The sequence below is a fragment of the Dyella koreensis genome (genome assembly GCF_044904565.1).
In the GTDB taxonomy this organism is placed as follows: Bacteria; Pseudomonadota; Gammaproteobacteria; order Xanthomonadales; family Rhodanobacteraceae; genus Dyella_D; species Dyella_D koreensis.
In genome coordinates this window covers 1,435,047-1,456,873 of the sequence record NZ_JADIKD010000012.1, presented here as the reverse complement: position 1 = coordinate 1,456,873, position 21,827 = coordinate 1,435,047, and the positions used below count along the sequence as shown (strand labels likewise).

The window sequence follows — 21,827 nt, the reverse complement described above, 5'->3', positions numbered from 1 at the left end:
TGCGCTCCTACCGCGCGTGCCGAAGTGGGTTCAGCCCTTCGCCACGCTCCAGCGCGTGCCTTGCGCGCCATCCTCGATCACCACGCCAAGCGCGGTCAGTTCGTCGCGAATCGCATCGGCGCGCTTGAAGTCACGGGCGGCGCGGGCGGCGCGGCGCTCTTCCAGCAAATGCTCGACATGGGCTGCATCGACTTCGGTGGCTCCGGCCTGCTTGAACCAGGTCTCGGGGTCCTGTTGCAGCAGGCCCAGCAATGCGCCGCCGCCGAGCAGGGCGGCCTTGGCCTGGCGTTGCGCATCGGCGTCAGCCTGCCGCGCGGCATCGGCGAGCTGCGACAGCTCGGCCAGGGCCTGGGGCGTGTTGAGGTCGTCGCACAGCGCCGCTTCGATAGTCGGCGGCACCGGCAAGGGGGCTTCCGGCAGATCGACGTGGGCCAGATCGCGCAGCACGCGGTACCAGCCATCCAGTGTGCTTACCGCCTGGGTGATGGCGGCGTCGGACCAGTCCAGCGGCTGACGGTAATGACCGCGCAGCAGCACCAGTCGCAGGGCTTCCGGTGGGTGCTGCTTGAGCAGCTCGTGGACATGCAGCACGTTGCCCAGCGACTTGGACATCTTGCGTCCATCGAAGGTCAGCATGCCGTTGTGCAGCCACCAGCGCGCGAAGGTCTTGCCGCCGTGGGCGCAGGTGGACTGGGCGATTTCGTTCTCATGGTGCGGGAACTGCAAATCCACGCCACCCGCGTGGATGTCGATGGTCTCGCCCAGGTGCGCCTCGCACATGGCCGAGCACTCGATATGCCAGCCCGGTCGGCCAATGCCCCAGGGGCTGTCCCAGCCGGGCAGGTCGGGTGTGGAAGGCTTCCACAGCACAAAGTCGCCGGGGTTCCTTTTGTACGGGGCCACTTCTACGCGGGCACCGGCGATCAATTCCTCGGTGTCGCGGCCGGACAGGGCGCCGTACTCCGAGAAGGTCGATACCTGAAACAGCACGTGCCCCTCAGCGGCATAAGCATGGCCACTGGCGATCAGGTTCTCGATCATCGCAATGATCTGACTGATGTGCGCGGTGGCCTTCGGCTCGATGTCCGGCGGGGCGATGCCCAAGCCGGCCATATCCTCGCGATATGCGGCGGTGTAGCGCTCGGTGATGGCGCCGATCTCGCAGCCAAGCTGCTTGGCCGCGTTGTTGATCTTGTCGTCCACGTCGGTGATGTTGCGGGCGTAGATCAGCTCCGGGTAATGCCGCCGCAGCAGGTTGGCGAGCACGTCGAACACCACCGGGCCGCGCGCATTGCCGATGTGCACGTAGTTGTAGACCGTCGGGCCGCACACATACATGGTCACCCGCTGCGGGTCGCGCGGGGCGAACGGTTCGGTGCGGCGGGTGAGGCTGTTGTAGAGCGAAATCGGCATCGACGAGGGTTCCGGTCCGGTGGAAGGCCGCACGGGCAGGGCGCAGGCCAGCCGGGCATCTTAACAAGGTGTAAGCAGGGTCGCTGGGACCTGGTTATTCTAAGGGTGGATTCAGAGTGGTTTTGTTGGAATTCACATAAGCGCAAAGAAGCGCCCGAAGCCCCCCGCTGGAGAGGTCGCGATGACCAAGTTGTTTTTCCCCGCGCTGGTGCTGAGTCTCGCAGCCGCCAGCGTCGGTGCGCAGGATGCGCGTTACCCCAATGACGACAATACCCACTATGGCTGGGCCGATGTGCTGCGCGTGGACCCGGTCTACGGCGTCTCGCGCACTGAAGTGCCGCGCCAGGAGTGCTACGACCAGCAAGTGGTCCGCCGCGATCCGGGTACCGGTAGCGCGGCTGGCACCATCCTGGGTGCCGTGGTCGGTGGCGTGCTGGGTAGCACGGTCGGCAAGGGCGACGGGCGCAAGGCGGCGACGGTGGCTGGCGCGGTAGCCGGCGGTGCGGTCGGCAACAGCGTGTCGCGCAGCGGCGGTGGCGAGTACGAATCCACCGAGACCCGCTGTCGCCAGGTGGCTGCCGTCAGCGAGCAGCGCCGCATCATGGGTTATGACGTGGAATACCGTTACCGCGGCGAGGTCTATGTGTCGCGGCTGAACTACGACCCGGGCGAGCGCCTGCGTGTACGGGTCAGCGTGGCCCCGGCCGACTGAGCCGGACCTGTCGTGGGGAGTCCAACCCGCCGCCGCCTTCGGGCGGCGGTTCTTTTTGTGCGGTCGCCGGCCCCATGTTGCACGGCAGCGGAAATCCCGTCATGATGCGCGCTCACCTGTCCGGAACCCTCATGTCCGCAGCCGTCTATACCGCTACCGTACTCACCAGCGCCCGCATGGCCGCTGGCATGACGTCGCGTGCGCGCCGACCGCTGGTCCGACATTCGGCCGGGTAGGCTGTCGCACGCATTTCATGTGTATCGACGACAAAGACCCGGCCATCGCGCCGGGTTTTTTTGTTTTCGGTTTCAGGTTTTCGGTTGGACCGGCATGGCCGGGTAGCTGTCCTTAGGTTCTCGCCGCCTGCGGGTGGTCGCGCACTGCGGGGCTCTTCGTTTCGGATTGGACATTCAAAGGCACCACGTCATGACGCTTCGCCATTTCCTTACCACCCAGGATTACAGCCGCGCCGAGATCGAGGGTCTGCTCGCGCAGGCGGCTGAATTCAAGCGCTCCCCGCGCGGTCAGCAGCTGGCCGGCAAATCAGTGGCGCTGCTGTTCTTCAATCCTTCCATGCGCACACGCACCAGCTTCGAGCTGGGCGCCTTCCATCTCGGTGGTCACGCCATCGTGCTGGCGCCCGGCAAGGACGCATGGCCGATCGAGTTCGAAGTCGGCAGCGTGATGGATGGCGACACCGAAGAGCACATCGCCGAAGTGGCGCGCGTGCTCAGCCGCTACGTCGACCTGATCGCTGTGCGTGCCTTCCCCAAGTTCCAGGACTGGTCGGTGGATCGCGAGGACAAGGTGATCAAGGCCTTCGCCCAGTACGCGACGGTGCCGGTGATCAACATGGAAACCATCACCCATCCCTGTCAGGAACTGGCCCACGCATTGGCGATGAAAGAGCACCTCGGCAATCTGCAGAACAAGAAGTACGTGCTCACCTGGACCTATCACCCCAAGCCGCTCAACACCGCCGTGGCCAACTCGGCGCTATTGATCGCCACCAAGCTCGGCATGGACGTGACCCTGCTGTGTCCCACGCCTGATTACGTGCTCGACGAGCGCTACATGTCCTACGGCTATCAGAACGCCAAAGAGAACGGCGGCTCGCTCAAGATCAGCCACGACATCGAGGAAGCCTACAGCGGCGCCGACGTGGTCTACGCCAAGAGCTGGGGCGCATTGCCGTTCTTCGGCCGCTGGGAGCAGGAGAAGCCTATCCGCGACGCGCACAAGCACTTCATCGTCGACGAGCAGAAGATGGCGCTGACCAATAAAGGCCTCTTCAGTCATTGCCTGCCGCTGCGCCGGAACATCAAGGCCACGGATGCGGTGATGGATTCGCCCGCCTGCATCGCCATCGATGAAGCCGAAAACCGTCTGCACGTGCAGAAGGCCGTGATGGCTTCGCTCATCAGCCAGCGCTGAGCAGGACAGAGTCCGCCGCATGTACATGCCCCGGTCATTCAAGGAAACACGCAACGACGTCCTGCAGGCGTTGATGCGCGAATATCCGTTTGCCACGGTGGTGACCGGCGCTTCTGCCGGTCTTGCCGCCAATCACTTGCCGTTGGAGTTGATCGACGACACCATCCTGCACGGTCACGTCGCGCGCGGCAACGAACTGGCTCAGGCCGATGGTGCCGATGTGCTGGTGATCTTCCAGGGGCCGGATGCTTACGTCAGCCCCAACTGGTATCCGAGCAAGCACGAAACAGGCCGCGAAGTGCCCACGTGGAACTACGCCGTCGTGCACGTACACGGCCGTCTGCGCGTCGTCGAAGACAAAGCGTGGCTGCTCGCGCTGCTGCACCGGCTGACCGACAACCATGAAGCAGGGCAGCCTCAACCCTGGCGAGTGACCGACGCACCGGCGGACCATACCGACAAACTCTTGAAGGCCATCGTCGGCCTAGAAATCGCCATCGATCGTATCGAAGGCAAGTTCAAGCTCAGCCAGAACCATCCGGCAGCCAATCGCTCTGGTGTCGTCGAAGGTCTGCGTCAGCGCGCACACCGCCACGACCACGATCTTGCCAAGCTGATGATCCAGACCAAGGAGTTCTCTGATGGCGCATGACCAGCACCGGTATCCAGTCGAAGTGGTGTGGACCGGCAACCGCGGCACCGGCACCCGTACCTACCAGGGTTACGGCCGCGAACATGAAGTACGTATTGCCGGCAAGCCGGTGATTGCCGGCTCGTCCGATGCTGCGTTCCGCGGCGACGGCAGCAAGCACAATCCGGAGGACATGTTGGTGGCCTCGCTGTCGAGCTGCCACATGCTGTGGTACCTGCATCTGGCCGCTGTCGCCGGCGTGGTGGTGACCGACTACGTCGATCAGGCCGAAGGTTTGCTGGTGGTCGACGACAAGGGTGGCCGCTTCACCGAAGTCGTACTGCATCCGCTGGTGACCATCACCGCGGAGAGCGACGCCGCGAAAGCCTCGGCGGTGCATGAAGACGCGCACCACGCCTGCTTCATCGCCAACTCCATGAATTTCCCGGTGCGCTGCGAACCGCGCATCGTTACTGCATCCGCCTGACTTTTCATTTCATACCCAGGATTTCGCAAGCCATGAGCAAAGACATCGTTCTCGCCTTCTCCGGTGGTCTCGACACCAGTTTCTGCGTGCCTTATCTGAAGGAGCGCGGCTGGGCCGTGCATACCGTGTTCGCCGATACCGGCGGTGTCGATGCCGAAGAGCGCGCCTACATCGAAGCGCGCGCGAAGGAACTGGGCGTGGCCAGTCATGTCACCGTGGACGGTGGCCCGGCGATCTGGGAAGGCTTCGTCAAGCCGTTTGTGCAGGCGGGCGAGGGTTACCAGGGACAGTATCCGTTGCTGGTGTCGGATCGCTATCTGATCGTCGACGCCGCGATCAAGCGCGCTGCCGAACTGGGCACCAAGGCCATCGCGCACGGCTGCACCGGCATGGGCAACGACCAGGTGCGTTTCGACCTGGCCGTGAAGGCGCTGGGCGATTACGAAATCGTGGCGCCCATCCGCGAGATCCAGAAGGAACACACCCAGACCCGCGCCTATGAGCAGGCTTATCTGGAAGAGCGCGGCTTCGACGTGCGCGCCAAGCAGAAGAGCTACACCATCAACGAGAACCTGCTGGGCGTGACGCTCTCCGGTGGCGAGATCGACCACTGGAAGACCCCGGGCGAGGGCGCGCGCGGCTGGTGCAAGCCACGCGCCGAATGGCCGTCCGAAAAGCTGTCGGTGACCATCGGTTTCGAGAAGGGCGAAGCCGTGTCGCTCAACGGCCAGAAGCTGCCGGGCGCCAAGTTGCTGGCCAAGCTCAATGAGCTGTTCGCGCCCTACGGCGTGGGCCGTGGCATGTACACCGGCGACACCACTATCGGCCTGAAGGGCCGCATCGTGTATGAAGCCCCCGGCCTGATCTCGCTGCTCACCGCACACCGCGCGCTGGAAGAAGCCGTGTTGAGCAAGCAGCAGAACCGCTTCAAGCCCGAGGTCGCACGCAAGTGGGTGGAGGTCGTCTACGAAGGCTTCTTCCACGACCCGATCAAAACCGACCTCGAGGCCTATCTCGCGTCCAGCCAGAGCTGCGTCAACGGTGAGGTCGTGCTGGAAACCTCCGGCGCGCAGGTCACCGCCGTGGAAATCCGCTCGCCGCATATCCTCAACGCCAAGGGCGCCACCTACGCACAGTCGGCCGACTGGGGCGTGGAAGAGGCCGAGGGCTTCATCAAGCTGTTCGGCATGAGCAGCACGCTGTGGGCGGAAATCAACCGCAGCGGCAAGGCCTGAGCGGGAGCGCGGCGATGAGCGGCGATTTGCGCATCAGTACGGATCGGAGCGAGCTTGATCTCGCCCTGATCCATCATTTCCTTTCCACTCACACGTATTGGGCCAAGGGGATTCCGCTGGAGCTGGTGCATAAGTCGATCGACCACTCGCTGTGCTTCGGCGGCTTTGTCGGCAAGGCTCAGGTCGCGTTCGCGCGGGTCATTTCCGACTTCGCGACCTTCGCTAACCTGGTCGACGTATTCGTGCTTCCCGAGTACCGCGGCCATGGCTATGGCAAGCAAGTGGTACAGGCGGTGCTGGATCATCCTGAATTACAGGGGCTGCGCCGCTTCACCCTCGCCACCGGCGACGCCCACGCGCTGTACGCACGCCACGGTTTTACCCCGCCGCAGCGGCCGGAGACGCTGATGGAACTTTACAAGCCGGACGTCTATGCGTCCGCCATCCGACGATGATCACTTCGACTACGCCATCCCACAGACGGACCTCATGAGCGCACTACTCGACGAAACACTGAAGCATCTTCGGGCCCTGGTTGGCTTCGATACGCGCAATCCGCCACGCGAAATCGGTACCGGCGGCATTTTTGACTACCTGCGCGAACACCTGCCGGGCTTCGAAGTAATCGTGACCGATTTCGGCGCGGGTGCGGTGAATCTCTACGCCGTTCGCGGCAAGCCGAAGTACTTGTTCAACGTACACATGGACACCGTGCCCGATTCACCGCACTGGACTGCCGACCCGCATACCCTGCGGATCGAAGGCGATCGCGCGATCGGCCTGGGCGCATGCGACATCAAGGGCGCGGCGGCGGCCCTGGTCGCCGTAGCCAACGCCACCAAAGGCGACATGGCGCTGTTGTTGTCGACCGACGAAGAAGCCAACGATGCGCGCTGCATTGATGGGTTCCTCAAAGACAAGCCGGTTTACGAGGCGGTGATCGTCGCCGAGCCGACCAAGGGCGAAGCTGTGCTGGCGCATCGCGGGATCCATTCGGTGCAGATGCGGTTCACCGGCAAGGCCGGCCATGCCTCGGGCGAACAGAAGGCGTCCGACAGCGCCCTGCATCAGGCGGTGCGCTGGGGCACGGCGGCACTGGATTTTGTCGCGGCGCAATCGCATGAACGCTTCGGCGGCCTCACCGGCCTGCGCTTCAACATCGGCAAGATCGAAGGCGGCATCAAGGCCAATGTGATCGCACCGACGGCGGATGTGCGTTTCGGCTTCCGTCCGCTGCCGTCGATGGATGCCGACCAGATGCTGGAAACTTTCCGCACCCTGGTCGAACCCCATCCGGTGGAATACGGCGAAACCTTCCGCGGCGACTCGCTGCCGGCGGGCGATACGGCGACGGCGGAAACGCGCCGGCTGGCCGCGCGCGATCTGGCCGACGAATTGAACATCCCGGTCGGCAATGCCGTGAACTTCTGGACCGAAGCCGCACTGTTCTCCGCCGCCGGTTACATCTCCTTCGTCTATGGCCCCGGCGACATCGCTCAGGCGCACAGCGCCGATGAATGGGTGGCGCTGGACCAGCTCGACCATTACGCACAAACCATTTGCCGGATCATTGACCGTGGAAGCGCATAAGCACACCCGCAAGACCATCGTTCGACTGCTGTCGAGCATGGGCAGCGCGAAGGAAATTCAGCAATACCTCAAGCGTTTTTCGCAGCTCGACGCGAAGCGCTTTGCCGTGGTCAAGGTCGGCGGTGCGGTGTTGCGCGACGATCTGCCTGCGCTGACGTCATCGCTGACCTTCCTGCAGCAGGTCGGCCTGACGCCAATCGTGCTGCACGGCGCTGGTCCGCAGCTGGACGAAGAGCTGTCGGCCGCAGGCATCGAGAAGCAGACCGTTAACGGCCTGCGCGTGACGTCGCCAAAGGCGCTGGCCATCGTGCGCAAAGTGTTCCAGGAGCAGAACCTGCGTCTGGTGGAAGCGCTGCAATCGATGGATACCCGCGCCACTTCGGTGCCGTCGGGCGTGTTCACTTCCACCTATCTGGACCGCGATGTTTACGGTCTGGTCGGCAAAGTGAGCAGTATCAATCTCGCCCCGATCGAAGCCAGCCTGCGTGCCGGTTCCATTCCGGTCATCGCCAGCCTGGGCGAGACCGAGGAGGGGCAGATCCTCAACATCAACGCCGACTTCGCCGCCAACGAACTGGTACGCGTGCTGCAGCCGTACAAGATCGTGTTCCTCACTGGCACCGGTGGCCTGCTGGACGATCAGGGCAAGGTGATCGATTCGATCAACCTCAGCACGGAATACGACCACCTGATGGCGCAGCCGTGGATCAATGGCGGCATGCGCGTGAAGATCGAACAGATCGCCGACTTGCTGTCGAGCCTGCCGCTGACCTCGTCGGTGTCGATCACACGGCCGGCCGAACTGGCCAAGGAACTGTTCACCCACAAGGGTTCCGGCACCCTGGTGCGCCGTGGCGAAAAGGTGCAGCGTTTCGAATCGTGGGACGGCATCGATCAGGCCCGCATGCGCGAGCTGATCGAATCCAGCTTCGGCCGTGCCGTGGTGCCGGACTACTTCGAACGCACCAAGCCCTATCGCATTTACGTCAGCGAAAACTATCGTGCCGCGATGATCCTGACCAAGGACGAAGGCCTGGCCTATCTCGACAAGTTCGCGGTGCTGGACGACGCGCAGGGTGAAGGCCTGGGCCGCGCGGTGTGGCAGGTGATGCGCGAAGAGAACCCGCAGTTGTTTTGGCGCTCGCGCCACGGCAATCAGGTCAACATTTTCTACTACGCCGAGTCCGACGGCTGCTTCAAGCAAGAGCGCTGGAAAGTGTTCTGGTACGGCCTGAAGGATTTCGACGAAATCGCGCGTTGCGTCGCGCATTGCGCCACCCGTCCGGCGACCCTGGTGGACTGACCTCATGAACACATCCAAGAAAACCATCGGCATCGTGGGCGCGCGCGGTCATACCGGCGCGGAGCTGATCCGCCTGATCGCGGCGCATCCAGCGCTGGAACTGGTCTTCGTCTCGTCGCGCGAACTGGACGGGCAGCGTGTGGCCGAGCATATCGACGGCTACACCGGCGAACTGCGCTACGCCAGCTTTGATCCAGCGGGCGTAGCCGCGCAGGGCGCCGACGTGGTGATCCTCGCACTGCCGAACGGCAAGGCGGCGGCCTATGTCGAGGTGCTGGACGCGGCGAAGCCCGACACGTTGATCCTCGACCTGTCGGCCGACTACCGTTTCGACGAGCGCTGGTACTACGGCTTGCCGGAGTTGACCCGCGACAAGTGGCGCGGCGAGAAGCGCATCAGCAATCCCGGTTGCTATGCCACCGCAGTGCAGCTATCGATCGCTCCGCTGAAGGATCTGCTGGCCGCGCCGCCCGTAAGCTTCGGCGTGTCGGGCTACTCCGGCGCCGGCACTACGCCGTCGGACAAGAACGACCCCGAGAAACTGCGCGACAACCTGATGCCGTATTCGCTTACCGGGCACATGCACGAGAAGGAAGCGAGCCGTCATCTTGGTCTGCCGGTCGAATTCATGCCGCACGTGGCGCCGCACTTCCGCGGCCTTACCGTAACCACCAATCTCTATCTGGTGCGTCCGATCAAGCGCGAAGACGTCCTGGCACGCTTCCACCATGCCTACGACGGCGAGAAGCTGGTTAAGGTGCTGGACGACGCGCCGTGGGTCAGCCGTATCGCCCACAAGCATCACGCCGAAGTCGGCGGCTTCGCGGTGTCGGTGGACGGCAAGCGGGTCGTGGTGGTCGCCACGCTCGACAATCTGCTCAAGGGCGCGGCCACTCAGGCGATCCAGAACATCAATCGCGCGATCGGCGTGGATGAGTTCACCGCGATCCCGCTCTGAAGTGATTCGCTCGCCTATTCGCTACCCGTTTCAACAGGACTCCCCATGACTCAGCCCCTCTGGCAGAAATCCGACATCAAGATCGACGCCCGCATCATGAAATTCCTGGCCGGCGACGACGTGCTGCTGGATCGCGAGTTCTTCCTGCACGACATCACCGCCAGCAAGGCTCACGTCGAAGGTCTCGCCAATATCGGCGTAGTCAGTGCCGACGAGGCGCAGGCGCTGAAGCGCGAGCTGGATGTGCTGGCGGAGGATTTCCGCAACGGCAGCTTCGTGCTCGACGAGCGCTACGAAGATGGCCACTCGGCCATCGAGGCGCGCCTCACGGAACGTCTCGGCGACGCCGGTCGCCGCGTGCACACCGGCCGCAGTCGTAACGACCAGATCCTGGTTGCCACGCGCCTGTGGCTGAAGAATCAGCTCGCCGCGTTGGAAACGCATTGCAGCGCTATTGCCAAGGTCTGCCTCGAGCGTGCCGCGCAGCCGGCACTGCCGCTGCCGGGTTACACGCATCTGCAGCGTGCCGTGGTGTCTTCCACCGGCATGTGGTTCGCTGGCTTTGCCGAGGGATTCATCGACAACGCACTGCGTGCGCGGCAGACCGCGTTGCTGATCGATGCCAATCCGCTGGGCACAGCGGCCGGTTATGGCGTGAACCTCAAGCTGGATCGCGAGCACACCACCAAGGCACTCGGCTTCGCGCGCATGCAGGTGTCGCCGATCTATGCGCAGCTCTCGCGCGGCAAGTTCGAAATGGCCGTGCTTGAAGCCATCGCCGGTGCGCTGCTCGACCTGCGTCGTCTGGCCTGGGATCTCTCGCTGTTCACCACGGCCGAGTTCAACTTCGTGAAGCTGCCCTCCGAGTACACCACCGGCAGCTCGATCATGCCGAACAAGCGCAACCCGGATGTGGTCGAGTTGCTGCGCGCCAGCTACGCCAGTGTCGCGGCCGCACGCACCGAGATCGAACAGTTGCTGTCACTGCCGTCCGGCTATCAGCGCGACCTGCAGTTCTCCAAGGGTTCGCTGTTCCATGGCTGCCGCCATGGTCTGGCCGCACTCGAACTGGTGCCCGATCTGCTGGCGCGCATGCAGTGGAACGAGGCCGCCATGCGCGCGGCGATCGAGCCGGCGATGTATGCCACCGATGTGGCAATCGAGCAGGCTGCTGCCGGCGTGCCATTCCGCGATGCGTACCGCGCTGCTGCCGAAACCGCCGCGTCGGCGGGCGAGGGCCGTTCGCCCGAAAGCAGCCTCGCCGCGCGCGTGTCGCCCGGCTCGGGGCACGATCTGCGGCTGGATGAGTTGACTGCGCGGTTGGCCGCGCTCGATCACTGAGGTTATCCATGAGCGCCGTCAGCACTGCCAACGCACCGCATTACATCTGGGGCCAGCAGTGCGACGGCTGGCACCTGCTGCAGGGCGATGACCTCAGCGTGATCGAGGAACGCATGCCGCCCGGTGCCGCCGAAGTGCGCCATCGCCACGCACGCGCGCGCCAGTTCTTCTATGTGCTGGAGGGTGAGGCGCTGCTGGAGTTGGATGGCGTGGCGCATCGCCTCGGTGCGAACCAGGGGCTGCATGTGCCACCGGGCGCGGCGCACCAGATGCGCAACGACTCGGCCGGCGAAGTCCGCTTCATCGTGGTGTCGTCGCCCAAGAGCCACGGCGACCGTGAGGTGGCGGATGGCTGAGTCCTTGCCCGCGCAGACCTTGCCGCGCTGGCGGCGCGCCGTGTTGAAGGTCGGCAGCAATCTGCTCGCTGCAGACGGTGGCGGGCTTACGGCGCGTCACGCGCAGGCCCTGGCGGGGTTCGTCGCCAGCAGCCATGCGCAGGGCCGTCAGGTGGTGCTGGTGTCCTCGGGTGCGGTGGCCGCCGGTCGCGCGCTGCTGCGCGAACGCGCACTTCCCGGCAACGATCTCGCTGCACGTCAGGCGCTGGCCGCGCTGGGTCAGGCGCCGATGATCGCGCTATGGCAGTCGCTGGCGCAGCGTCCCGTGGCGCAGGTGTTGCTGACCCATGATGACCTGCGCCATCGCCGCCGCTACCTCAACGCGCGCGCCACCCTGCGTGAGTTGCTGCTGCTGGACGTGTTGCCGGTGGTCAACGAGAACGACACGGTAGCCGTGGATGAGCTCAAGCTCGGCGACAACGACAATCTCGCCGCCATCGTCGCCGCTCTGGTCGATGCCGATCTACTGTTGATCGCGTCGGATATCGACGCCTTGTACAGCGCCGATCCACGCCGCGATCCGCAGGCCGTGCCGATCGGCCATGTGCCCGTGCTTACGCCGGAAGTGATGGCAATGGCCGGCGGCAGCGGCAGCGCGGTCGGTACCGGCGGCATGCACACCAAGCTGGAGGCAGCCATCAAGGCGGCCGCGGCGGGCATTCCCACCGTGCTGTTCGACGGCCGCAATGCGGTTACCGCACAAGCGCTGAGCGATGGCCAACTGCACGGCACGCTGTTCGATGCGTCGGGCAACCGCATGCAGGCGCGCAAATACTGGTTGCGGCATGCGCCGGCCGCGCCGGGCCGCATCCGCGTCGACGATGGTGCGGCACGCGCGCTCGGCGGTGGCCGCGCCTCGCTATTGCCCGGCGGCATCGTCGGTACTGAGGGCGAGTTCCATCGCGGCGACATGGTGGAGATTGTCGATGCCGCACAGCATCCGATAGCTCGCGGTCTGTGCCAGTACGGCGTCGCCGAAGTACGCCGGCTGGCAGGCAAGCACAGCCGCGAAATCGATGCGGTGCTGGGTTACAGCTACGGCGCAGAGGTCGTGCACCGCGACGATCTGGTCGTACTAACGGAGGCAGGCGCATGAGCGAACTACGAACCCAGGCACTGGCCTGCCGTGACGCGGCGCTGGCCGTGGCGGAGCTCGACAGCGAAACCAAGCGCCATCTGCTGCGTGCGATGGCCGATGCCTTGCAGGCGGCGAGCGGCGCCGTGCTGGAAGCCAATGCCAAGGACATGGCCGCGGCGCGGGACAAGGGCTTGCAAGGCGCCATGCTCGATCGCCTGCGACTGGATGCGGATCGCGTCACCGCCATCGCTGGCGCCCTGCGCGAAGTGGCCGAACTGCCCGATCCGGTAGGCGTGGTGACGCGGCGCGAGACGCGCCCCAATGGCCTGCAGGTGGAACGCGTGCGCGTGCCGTTGGGCGTGGTGGCGATGATCTACGAGGCCCGTCCCAACGTCACCGCGGATGCCGCCGCGCTGTGCCTGATGGCTGGCAATGGTGTGATCCTGCGCGGGGGGTCCGAAGCGGTGCATTCGAATACGGCGATCGCGAACGTCTTGCGCGGCGCGCTCGGTGCGAATGGCGTGCCGGAAGCGGCGCTTACCCTGGTCACCGATCTGAGCCGCGAAGCGATGGTCGAGTTGCTGCAACTCACCGACATTGTCGACTTGGCGATTCCCCGTGGCGGCGAAGGCTTGATCCGCTTCGTCGCCGAACATGCGCGCGTGCCAGTCATCAAGCACTACAAGGGCGTCTGCCATCTGTATGTGGATAGCGCCGCCGATCATGCGCTGGCGCTGGACTTGCTGGTGGATGGCAAGACGTCACGTCCCGGTGTGTGCAATGCACTGGAAACGCTGCTGGTGCACAAGGACATCGCCGCGGACTTCCTGCCGCGCGCCGCTGATGCGCTTGGTCGTCGTCAGGTCGAGCTCCGCGGCTGCGAGCGCAGTCGCGTGCTGGTGCCGCAGATGAAGCCGGCCGATGAAACCGACTATGCCGCCGAATACCTGGACCTGATACTCGCTGTACGCATCGTCGACGACCTCGACGATGCGCTGGCGCATATCCATCGCTACAGCTCCGATCACACCGAGGTTATCGCCACTCGTAACGAGGAGGCCGCGCGCCGCTTCGTGCGGGCCATCCGTTCGGCGGTGGTGATGATCAACGCTTCCTCGCGCTTCTCCGACGGTGGCGAGCTGGGCCTGGGCGCTGAGATCGGCATCTCCACTACACGCCTGCATGCCTACGGGCCAATGGGGGCCGAAGCATTGACGGTGGAGCGTTTCGTGGTGCGCGGCGAAGGGCAGGTGCGTCATCCGCAGAGCCGGGTGCCGAACGAGACAGAGAAGGGCAACGCCCATGCAGGATGAATCATCGGCTGTGAATATCGAGTACCCGGTGCAACAGCAACTCGATGCCTACAACGCCAGCGACATCGAACGCTTCATGCAATGGTGGGCGGACGACTGCCGGTACTACGCATTTCCTTCGACCTTGCTTGCCGATGGTGCCGCACAGATTCGCGCGCGGCATGTCGAGCGCTTCAAGGAGCCCGGTCTGCACGGCGAGCTGATCAAACGTATCGTCGTCGGCAACGTGGTAGTCGATCAGGAAATCGTGCAACGCACCTTTCCCGACGGTCGCGGCGAAGTCGACGTGATGGCGATCTACGAAGTCGAGGCGGGCAAGATCGTACGCGCCTGGTTCAAGCTGGGGACACCTCGCATGGTCTAGGTGCCCCCGAAGCCGCTAGCCGTGATGAGCCCACGCGCGCACCGCTTCGGCGAACGCGAGGCAGTCGGCGAAGCGGTTGTACAGCGGTGCCGGCGAAATGCGGATCACATCCGGCTCGCGCCAGTCGCCGATAACGCCGTGGTCCATCAGGTACTGGAACAAGGCTCTGCCGCGTTCGCGGCCGCCAAGTACCCGGATCGAAAGCTGCGACCCGCGGCGCGACGGTTCACGTGGCGTGACCACTTCCAGCACATCGGCGAGCTGGCTATGCACCAGCCATTCCAGATAGCCGGTGAGGCGCAGCGACTTCTCGCGCAACTGCGTCATGCCGGCGCGCCGGAAAATCTTGAGCGATACCCGCAATGGCGCCAGCGCCAGGATCGGCGGATTGGATAGCTGCCAGCCATCCGCGCCAGGCGTGGCTTCAAAATGCGGACCCATCTGGAAGCGCGTGTTCTTGTTGTGTCCCCACCAGCCGGCGAAACGGGGCAGGTGAGTGTTGGCGTGCCGTTCGTGCACAAAGGCTCCGCCGACCGCGCCGGGGCCCGCGTTGAGATATTTGTAGCTGCACCAGATGGCGAAGTCAGCGCCACTGTCGTGCAGTTGCAGCGGCAGATTACCGACCGCGTGCGCGAGGTCGAAGCCGACCATGCAGCCCTGCTTGTGCGCCAGCGCGGTGATCGCCTCAAGGTCGAACACCTGGCCCGTGCGGTACTGCACGCCGGGCAGCAGCACCAGCGCGATACGTTCGCCGTGTTCCGCCAATGCGCGCTCGATGGCGGCCATCGAAATGGTGCCGTTCGGCTCGTCGCTCTGCAGCTCGATCAGCGAGAGCGCGGGGCTGAAACCGTGATAGCGGATCTGCGATTCCACCGCGTAGCGATCGGTGGGAAACGCGCCGGCTTCGATGAGGATGGCGTGCCGGTCGGGTGTGGGGCGATAGAAGCTCACCATCATCAGGTGCAGGTTTACGCCCAGCGTATTCATCGCCACCACTTCGGATGGCAGCGCGCCGACCACTTCGGCGAGGTCGTCACGCACGAATTCGTGGTAGTCCATCCACGGCAGGCGGCCTTTGAAATGGCCTTCCACCGCCAGCTCACCCCAGTAATCCAGCTCCGAACTGATGGCTTCTCGCACGGCGCGCGGCTGCAGGCCCAGCGAGTTGCCGCAGAAGTAGTGGCTGTCGCGGCCCTCGTGCGGGGGGATCAGGAATTCGTCGCGGAAGGCGTGCAGCGGGTCGGCGGCATCCTGGGCGTGGGCCCATTCGGCGGTGGCTTGGTACGGGATCGACATCGGAGGGGGATCTCGGATGGGTGTGGGTACAGCTTAGCGGGATTGGGGTGGGTTCTCCGCTTTTGCGGCTCTGCCCTCTCTCCCTATATTAGGGGGACGGGGGTGAGGGTTCGGCCCTTGCGATATCCCTGCCTACTCGTCATCCCTGCGTAGGCAGGGATCCAGTAGTGAAGCGCTTCGATGTTCGCGTTGTCGCGACTGGGTCCGCCTGCGGCGGAGTTTCGAACCGCTGCCGCGGTCCGAGTTACTTTTCTTTGCTTGCCCAAAGAAAAGTAACCAAAAGAAAAGGCACCCCTCTTACGCGCCCTTCGGCTACGCCTGCGGGTCCGTGAGGGTTGGCCAGGCTTTTCGACACGACATCCATGTCGTGTCGAAAAGGCATCGACGTCCTGTCGATGCCCCCTTCGGGGCCTGATCGTCCAACCCTCACCGCTCCACAGGGGACCCAAGGTCAGAAGCCGAAAAGAAAAAAGCGCACGCGTTGCGTGCGCTTTTTCTAGTGGAGCGGGGCGATTTACTTCAAGCGTTCCGCGATCGCATCGCAACCTTTATCGAACGCCGCCTTCCATGCCGGGCCGGCCTGGCTCTGGGCGGGGCGCACGCAGCGTAGCTGGATGGCGTGGCCATCTTTGAACCAGTAGCGCTCGAGGTAGCTGAATTGGGCGCCGTTTTCCTGGGCGGTGTAGGCGGCGCTGTTGGGGCCTTGGGTGTTGCCGGGCTGGTAGCCGGTCAGGCCTTTGGCTTTGACGGTGAAGCCGCTTACGTATTGCTGGAATTCGTTGACGTCGGTGACTTGTTTTACGGTCACGGTGACGCGGGCGAGGGCGGTGCTGCCGGTGGGGGAGGTGTCGGGGACCTGGAATACGCGCAGTTCGGGGTCGCCCTGGGTTTCCATGATGCCCAGCCAGCTATCGGGCGTGCTGAAGTGCACGCTGCCGTTGGCCATGGTGATGTCGGTGGCGTGGGTGGTACCTGCCAGCAGCAGGGCGCCAGCCGCGATGGTGTTGCGCAAAAAGCTCATGCCGGGTCCTGTGCGTGCGAGTTCAGTCAGTAGCGAAACGGTAGCGGGGCAGCCCCAGCCATTCCAGTGCGGTGCCGTGGAACAGGCGCGCGCGCTGGGTGTCGTCCAGACCCAGGGCTTCGATGCCGCTGCCCGGGTGTTGCTCCCCCAGCGGGAAAGGATAATCGGTGCCGAGCATCACGCGGTCGACGCCGGTCACATCCAGCAGATATCGCAGGGCCTGCGGGTCGTGCACGCAGGAGTCGAAATAGAGTTTTTTCAGGTACTCGCGCGGGTTGCGCGGGTTGTCGGTGGCGACCAGGTCGGGACGCATGCGGAAGCCGTGCTCGATGCGACCGATGGTCCACGGGAAGCTGCCGCCGCCGTGGGCCATCATTACGCGCAGCTTGGGCAGCCGCTCCAACACGCCGCCGAACACCAGGCAGCAGGCGGCACGCGATTGCTCAGCCGGCATGCCGACCAGCCAGGGCAACCAGTATTTGGGCATCTCGGCCGAGCCCATCATGTCCCAGGGGTGGACCAGCACGGCCGCACCAAGATCGGCGGCGGCTTCGAAGAACGGGAACAGCTCGGGCGCATCGAGGTTCCATTCGTTGCAATGCGAGCCGACCTGCACGCCTTGCAGGCCGAGTTCGTCGATGCAGCGTTCCAGTTCGCGGATCGCCAGCTCGGGCGACTGCAGCGGCACGGTGCCGATGCCGGCGTAGTGGCGCGGGTAATCGCGGCACAGGCAGGCGGCGTGGTCGTTGAGATGCCGGTGCAGTTCCAGCGCCTGATAACCCGGCGCCCAGTAGGAGAGCAGCACCGGCACCGTGGAGATCACCTGCACGTCGACGCCGAAGCGGGCGTAGTCGTCGATGCGATGCTGGGGATCGAAGGCCGATTCCCACACTTCGCGGAAGAACTTTCCGTCCTTGTAGATCCGGTGACGCCCGTCGTTATGGATCATCACCGGGAAGCGGTCGTTGCCGTACTTGGCCGCAAGATTCGGCCAGTCACGGGGCAGGATGTGCGCGTGGGTATCGATCTTGAGCATGCGGCCAGTGTAAAGCGTCCGCACGGTCTGGCCTTGCCGCGCCGCCGCAAGGCCGGATTCCTTGCTGGTCAGCGCTCTGTGCGACGCTTCAACCTTATGCCGTGGCAGCGCTCTTCTGCCGTTCGCCACGCCCCACGATATGCGCCAGCGTATTCACGTTGTCGACCAGGCGATCGCTGATGCGACCGAGGAGATCGGCGGTGTGGCGGTCTTCGGCCATAGCGAGCAGGGATGCGAGGCTGCGCTGGAGCGCCCGCAAGTCGGGAAGGTCGGCGGGGGACTGGCTGTCGCGCAGGGCGATAGCAATGGCGTGCAGGGCGGCAGCAGTGTGTTCGACGAAGGCGGAGATTTCGGTTTGTTCGGGGAGCGGCTCGCGATCGTCGAGCAGGGCTTCCAGGGTCATCGCGGTACGCGCGAGGCGGTTGCCGTTGGCGAACAGCGCGTTGGCGAGGTCGAGCAGGTGCGCTGGCGTCGCCGGTTCGGCGCGCATGCGATCGAGCGAGGCTTGCGCATTGCTGCGTGCGGTGCGCGCGGCCGTGCGTGCTTCGCGATGGCTGTCGCGGCGATCCGGACGGGACAGTGCGTGCAGATAGCCAGCGTAGGCGTCGAGCATGTCGGCAAGGGCGGCGCGCGCGCGGCCGCGTTCCCAGGTGGGCCATAGCACGTAGGCAAGCAAGGCCATGCCGCTGCCCAGCGCGGTGTTGATCACGCGGTCCATCACCGCGTCGCTGGAGTTGACGCCTTCGAACGAGAGCAGAATCACCACAGTGCCGGTAAGCGCGGCCACGGCGATACCGTAATGCGCGGTGGCGAGGTAGCGGAACGCCATGCACAGCACCGCCATCAGGGCGAGATGCGCCCACGGTTCGTGCGGGCTGATGTGCAGCAACGCGGTGGTGAGGATCAGGCCGAGGATGGTGCCGACCACACGTAGCAAACCGAAGTTGAAGGTGGCGGCGAAGTCGGGGCGCAGCACGATGGCGGCGGTCATCGGCAGCCAGTAGCCGTGCGGCAGTCCCAGTTGTCGCGCGACCAGCAGCGCGGCGCTGAGGCAGACCGCGCTGCGCACGGCATGACGGAAGGCGACCGAATGCGGTGTGAGATTGGCGCGCAAGGTGGAGAGCGCGGAGTCGCCACGCAGCGCGGTAGGCAGCGGTGTTTCCGCAGCGGAGGCGCGCAGTTCGCCGCGGCTGCCGGCCCAGTTGGCATTACGCACGGCGGCGGCGAGCTGGCCGGAGAGCGCATGGATGTGCACGCCGAGGCTTTCGTTGCTGCCATTGCGGCCGAGCAGGGCGTTCTCGCTGGCCTGCAGGGTTTGCAGGGCGCGCTCGGCCTGTTGCGGTGATTCGCCTTCTTCCAGCGCATCGGCGATCGCGGCGAGCACGCGCGCCGCATCCCCGCGGAACATGGCATGCACGGTGGGATTGGCGCGCAGTTCGGCCATGGCGGTGAGTTCGAGGCGAATGCGCTCGGCCAGTTCGAGCAACACGCAGAACGCTTCCATCGCACGTCCGCGCGCGTGATGCCGGCCGAGCAGGGTGTGTTGCAACATGGTCATGGCTTCGGTGAGCGCGGGCACGTCGGCATCGTCGTGCGCCTGTTGCCGCGCCAGGCTGGAAAGCCCGCGATACACCGCAGCCAGCGCATGCCGCTCCGGGCGATAACGCTGCAATGGCCACGCAGCCACCGAGAACATCGCCAGCAACAGGCCGCCAGCGAAGATCAGTCCGGCGCCACTCAACGCACCGATCAATGTGGTCGGCGAAGCGGCAGTAACTACCAGCAGGATCATGCTGGTCATGCCCACGCGGGCGATATCTACTCCGAACACCACCAGCAAGCCGCCGAAGAAACCAAACGCGGCGGTAGCGATCAGCATCGGCACCAATTGGTCGCCGATCAGAAAGCCCAATAGCGAGGCGAGCCCTGCCGCGAGCGACGCCAGGAACAGCTGCCACATGCGCTGCCGATAGGGCCCTGGCTGGTCGGAGAACATGGTGTCCAGCGCACCGGCCGCGATACCTAGGCCGACAGCGGGGTGGCCGGTGGCCAGGCCGATACCTAGCGGCAATACGACCGCGGCGGTATTCCGCAGCACCACGCGGGGCGGAACATCCGGTCGCTTGGCGGTAAGCAGGCTTTCGATGACTGTGGCACGTAGCGAATAACCGCCGGCGGACATATGGGTTCGTTCACTCCTAAACGATCCGGCGATTCTGCCCGAGCCAGCCTGAAGTTGGCGGGAAAGTTGTGACGGCTCCGGCGCAAGCCACCGCCAAGAAACCGGCGGGCGTGGACTTCCCGCCGCGTCAATCGCTTAGAGTACGCACGGCTGTCCCTGCCGGCTTTGGCCGGGCAGCCCGCTGTTCCGACTCGTAAAGGGTTTCCATGAAGACAGATCCAAGCAACCTGATCGAGGTCTCGCTCTCGCTGTTTCGCAGTAAGGGGTACCGACGCACCTCGATGGCTGATATCGGCCGCGCCAGCGGTTTACTCAAAGGCAGCATCTACCACCACTTTCCCAACAAGGAGCGTTTGCTGATCGAGGTGATCCAGCACGTCATCAGTCTGTTCGAGGACGGCGTGTTCGCTGAGGCGCGGCGCACCGAACTGAGCGAGAAGGTGCGTCTGGACGGGATGGTCGATGCGGTGGAGAGCTACTACATCCAGCATCGGGTCTGTGCCCTGGTGCATCTGTGGCCCGACGCCCTGCAGGAAAGCGCGGAGGCCCGGGAGATGATCCAGAAGTTCTTCCGCGACTGGCGCGACCTGCTGGCCGGCCTGCTGGAGCCGCGCTATGGCCCGGCCGAGGCCCTGCGGCTGGCTACCGACGCCCTGGCGCGGATCGAGGGGGCGGTGATCTGGCTGCAGATCGTGGGGGAGGAAAGTGCCCTCAGGCAGTGCAGTGAGCAAGTTCGGGGTTTGCTGTAGGAAAAGTTGGCGCTTTACACCAAATCCTATGTCTGGTAGAAAACCAAACGTTTGGTTTTGTGCTGGATGGTGCAGTCAAACGCAAGGGGGGGAGTGCATCGATGCCTAGCTTGATGTCCGATCTTGATCAGCCCCGCAAGAAGGCGGTCGCCGCGATGCGCGCCAGCATTCCCGAAGATGCGTGGCGACGAAATGCAGCCTTCGTCGAGAACCTCAGGCATTTGATCGCCCACCACCCGGTTGCCAGGCACTCAGCCATCGGCGTGCTCAACAGTGGCGTGCTCGATCGCGCCACCATGCGCACGATCCATTTGGAATATCGCCACGCGATCGTGCAAATCTTCACCGACGCGCTGCTTGCCGCGCAGTTGCAGACCCGCCAGTTGGAACCGCGCCTGTACCCAGGCGCGAAGCTGGCGCCGCGTTTCCTGATTACCTTGAACGACCTGGACGAGTTTGGTTTCCGTCCCGGCCTGGACGCCGACGGCTACTACCGCGGCAATCCTGCCTATGCGCATTACCCGCTGTTCGAAAAGGTGCTCGACGATTACGGCATCACCACACAGGCGCGCCGATCGTACGTGCCCAGCCAGATATCGCGGGATGTACGCGAATTCCTCGAGCAGAGCTACGGCAACTATCTCGATGTGACCGTGTTGCTGGCGGCAGCGGAAGAGGAAGTGATCCTGTTCAGTCCACCGCTGCGCGAAGCAACGCGCGCGCTCGGCATCGACGTCAATGACGGCTATTACTTCGTGCATGGCATCAGCGAAGACACCAGCGCCGAAGCTGCCGACGACGATCATGAAAACGACCTGTGGCTGATCCTGACCCAGGCACTTACCCCTGAGCAGTATCAGCGCGTGCAGCAGATCTGTATGCGCTACTGCGATCTGTGGGAGCGCTTCTGGACCGCTCAGCTGGCGCAATTGCAAACGATCACCGTCAGGTCTGGCCATGCGATGGGCCTGGCGGAAGCGGTGTAGTTCTGAGTGAAGGAGGGAGGCCCATGGAATGGGTTTCCCGACAGTGCACGGACGTGCTGGGCATAGGGATGCGCCATCGCTGATCAGCGCGCCGGGCGGGATCAGCAGGTTGCGAGTCCGGCACACGATGTGCCGGGCTCGCTCACCTCAAGCCATCGCAGCGATGGTTTTCGGCAGGGACGACGTTTTGCGGTTTGACGGCGGGCGCGAGTGCGTTCGCAGCCCCGATAGCGGGGCCGGTTTTGCCCCTTACTTTCCTGGTGATGTCCACTAAGCCCGTGAGCCCCACGGGCTTCTTTTTTT

21 protein-coding genes are annotated in these 21,827 nt (G+C 64.4%); 16 read left to right on the top strand and 5 right to left on the bottom strand.

What is annotated here, in order from left to right; all coding sequences use genetic code 11:
- Nucleotides 1-30: 30 nt before the first annotated feature.
- Nucleotides 31-1,413 carry a cysteine--tRNA ligase gene (cysS, locus tag ISS97_RS21575; protein ID WP_379984120.1) on the bottom strand — a complete coding sequence of 461 codons (1,383 nt, stop codon included), beginning with the start codon at nucleotides 1,411-1,413 and terminating at the stop codon, nucleotides 31-33.
- A gap of 181 nt (nucleotides 1,414-1,594) precedes the next feature.
- Here cysS and ISS97_RS21570 point away from each other — a divergent pair, with 181 nt between their 5' ends.
- The 14 genes from ISS97_RS21570 (at nucleotide 1,595) to ISS97_RS21505 (ending at nucleotide 14,254) form a co-directional block, all read left to right on the top strand.
- Entirely contained in the window at nucleotides 1,595-2,125 is a 531-nt protein-coding gene (locus ISS97_RS21570; RefSeq protein ID WP_090450564.1) for a glycine zipper 2TM domain-containing protein, read from the top strand.
- A gap of 426 nt (nucleotides 2,126-2,551) precedes the next feature.
- The gene (locus ISS97_RS21565) at nucleotides 2,552-3,559 is read left to right on the top strand and encodes an N-acetylornithine carbamoyltransferase (RefSeq protein ID WP_379984121.1); all 1,008 of its coding nucleotides are present in this window, start codon (nucleotides 2,552-2,554) and stop codon (nucleotides 3,557-3,559) included.
- A 19-nt stretch (nucleotides 3,560-3,578) separates the two neighbouring features.
- Nucleotides 3,579-4,211 carry an FMN-binding negative transcriptional regulator gene (locus ISS97_RS21560; protein ID WP_379984122.1) on the top strand — a complete coding sequence of 211 codons (633 nt, stop codon included), beginning with the start codon at nucleotides 3,579-3,581 and terminating at the stop codon, nucleotides 4,209-4,211.
- Nucleotides 4,201-4,677: an OsmC family protein gene (locus tag ISS97_RS21555; protein WP_379984123.1), complete on the top strand. Its 477-nt coding sequence runs from the start codon at nucleotides 4,201-4,203 to the stop codon at nucleotides 4,675-4,677. Before ISS97_RS21560 ends, ISS97_RS21555 begins: the two co-directional genes overlap by 11 nt.
- Before the next feature lie 32 nt (nucleotides 4,678-4,709).
- Nucleotides 4,710-5,912, top strand: a complete 1,203-nt coding sequence (locus ISS97_RS21550) for an argininosuccinate synthase (protein WP_379984124.1) — start codon at nucleotides 4,710-4,712, stop codon at nucleotides 5,910-5,912.
- Nucleotides 5,913-5,926: 14 nt separating this feature from the next.
- Nucleotides 5,927-6,367, top strand: a complete 441-nt coding sequence (locus ISS97_RS21545) for a GNAT family N-acetyltransferase (protein WP_379984125.1) — start codon at nucleotides 5,927-5,929, stop codon at nucleotides 6,365-6,367.
- Between the two features lie 34 nt (nucleotides 6,368-6,401).
- Nucleotides 6,402-7,502, top strand: coding sequence for an acetylornithine deacetylase (locus ISS97_RS21540; protein ID WP_379984126.1), 1,101 nt, complete (start codon nucleotides 6,402-6,404; stop codon nucleotides 7,500-7,502).
- Nucleotides 7,503-7,539: 37 nt separating this feature from the next.
- Nucleotides 7,540-8,805 (top strand): acetylglutamate kinase, encoded by a 1,266-nt coding sequence (locus ISS97_RS21535; RefSeq protein WP_379984665.1) that lies wholly within the window; start codon nucleotides 7,540-7,542, stop codon nucleotides 8,803-8,805.
- 4 nt (nucleotides 8,806-8,809) lie between these two features.
- Nucleotides 8,810-9,763 carry an N-acetyl-gamma-glutamyl-phosphate reductase gene (argC, locus tag ISS97_RS21530; protein WP_379984127.1) on the top strand — a complete coding sequence of 318 codons (954 nt, stop codon included), beginning with the start codon at nucleotides 8,810-8,812 and terminating at the stop codon, nucleotides 9,761-9,763.
- 45 nt (nucleotides 9,764-9,808) lie between these two features.
- Nucleotides 9,809-11,104, top strand: coding sequence for an argininosuccinate lyase (gene argH, locus ISS97_RS21525; protein ID WP_379984128.1), 1,296 nt, complete (start codon nucleotides 9,809-9,811; stop codon nucleotides 11,102-11,104).
- 8 nt (nucleotides 11,105-11,112) lie between these two features.
- Nucleotides 11,113-11,460 carry a cupin domain-containing protein gene (locus ISS97_RS21520; RefSeq protein ID WP_379984129.1) on the top strand — a complete coding sequence of 116 codons (348 nt, stop codon included), beginning with the start codon at nucleotides 11,113-11,115 and terminating at the stop codon, nucleotides 11,458-11,460.
- Nucleotides 11,453-12,595, top strand: a complete 1,143-nt coding sequence (gene proB / locus ISS97_RS21515) for a glutamate 5-kinase (RefSeq protein WP_379984130.1) — start codon at nucleotides 11,453-11,455, stop codon at nucleotides 12,593-12,595. Before ISS97_RS21520 ends, proB begins: the two co-directional genes overlap by 8 nt.
- Nucleotides 12,592-13,890, top strand: coding sequence for a glutamate-5-semialdehyde dehydrogenase (locus ISS97_RS21510; RefSeq protein WP_379984131.1), 1,299 nt, complete (start codon nucleotides 12,592-12,594; stop codon nucleotides 13,888-13,890). The genes proB and ISS97_RS21510 overlap by 4 nt, the downstream gene beginning before the upstream one ends.
- On the top strand, nucleotides 13,880-14,254 hold the full coding sequence (locus ISS97_RS21505) for a nuclear transport factor 2 family protein (protein WP_404580157.1): 375 nt from the start codon (nucleotides 13,880-13,882) through the stop codon (nucleotides 14,252-14,254). The genes ISS97_RS21510 and ISS97_RS21505 overlap by 11 nt, the downstream gene beginning before the upstream one ends.
- A 15-nt stretch (nucleotides 14,255-14,269) precedes the next feature.
- On the opposite strand, the gene kynU is transcribed toward ISS97_RS21505, so the two are convergent.
- From kynU to ISS97_RS21485, 4 genes are all read right to left on the bottom strand, one after another.
- A complete protein-coding gene (gene kynU / locus ISS97_RS21500) occupies nucleotides 14,270-15,550 on the bottom strand; it encodes a kynureninase (protein WP_379984133.1) in 1,281 nt (426 codons plus the stop codon).
- A gap of 514 nt (nucleotides 15,551-16,064) precedes the next feature.
- Complete coding sequence (locus tag ISS97_RS21495) at nucleotides 16,065-16,571, bottom strand: hypothetical protein (RefSeq protein ID WP_379984134.1); 507 nt, start codon at nucleotides 16,569-16,571, stop codon at nucleotides 16,065-16,067.
- Nucleotides 16,572-16,593: 22 nt separating this feature from the next.
- The gene (locus ISS97_RS21490; RefSeq protein WP_379984135.1) at nucleotides 16,594-17,631 is read right to left on the bottom strand and encodes an amidohydrolase family protein; all 1,038 of its coding nucleotides are present in this window, start codon (nucleotides 17,629-17,631) and stop codon (nucleotides 16,594-16,596) included.
- A 70-nt stretch (nucleotides 17,632-17,701) separates the two neighbouring features.
- A complete protein-coding gene (locus ISS97_RS21485; protein ID WP_379984136.1) occupies nucleotides 17,702-19,789 on the bottom strand; it encodes an FUSC family protein in 2,088 nt (695 codons plus the stop codon).
- A gap of 206 nt (nucleotides 19,790-19,995) precedes the next feature.
- On the opposite strand from ISS97_RS21485, the gene ISS97_RS21480 reads away from it, so the two are divergent.
- Together ISS97_RS21480 and ISS97_RS21475 are read left to right on the top strand one after the other, a co-directional pair.
- On the top strand, nucleotides 19,996-20,538 hold the full coding sequence (locus ISS97_RS21480) for a TetR/AcrR family transcriptional regulator (RefSeq protein WP_379984137.1): 543 nt from the start codon (nucleotides 19,996-19,998) through the stop codon (nucleotides 20,536-20,538).
- Nucleotides 20,539-20,651: 113 nt separating this feature from the next.
- Nucleotides 20,652-21,524 (top strand): heme oxygenase-like domain-containing protein, encoded by an 873-nt coding sequence (locus tag ISS97_RS21475; protein WP_379984138.1) that lies wholly within the window; start codon nucleotides 20,652-20,654, stop codon nucleotides 21,522-21,524.
- Nucleotides 21,525-21,827: the final 303 nt, after the last annotated feature.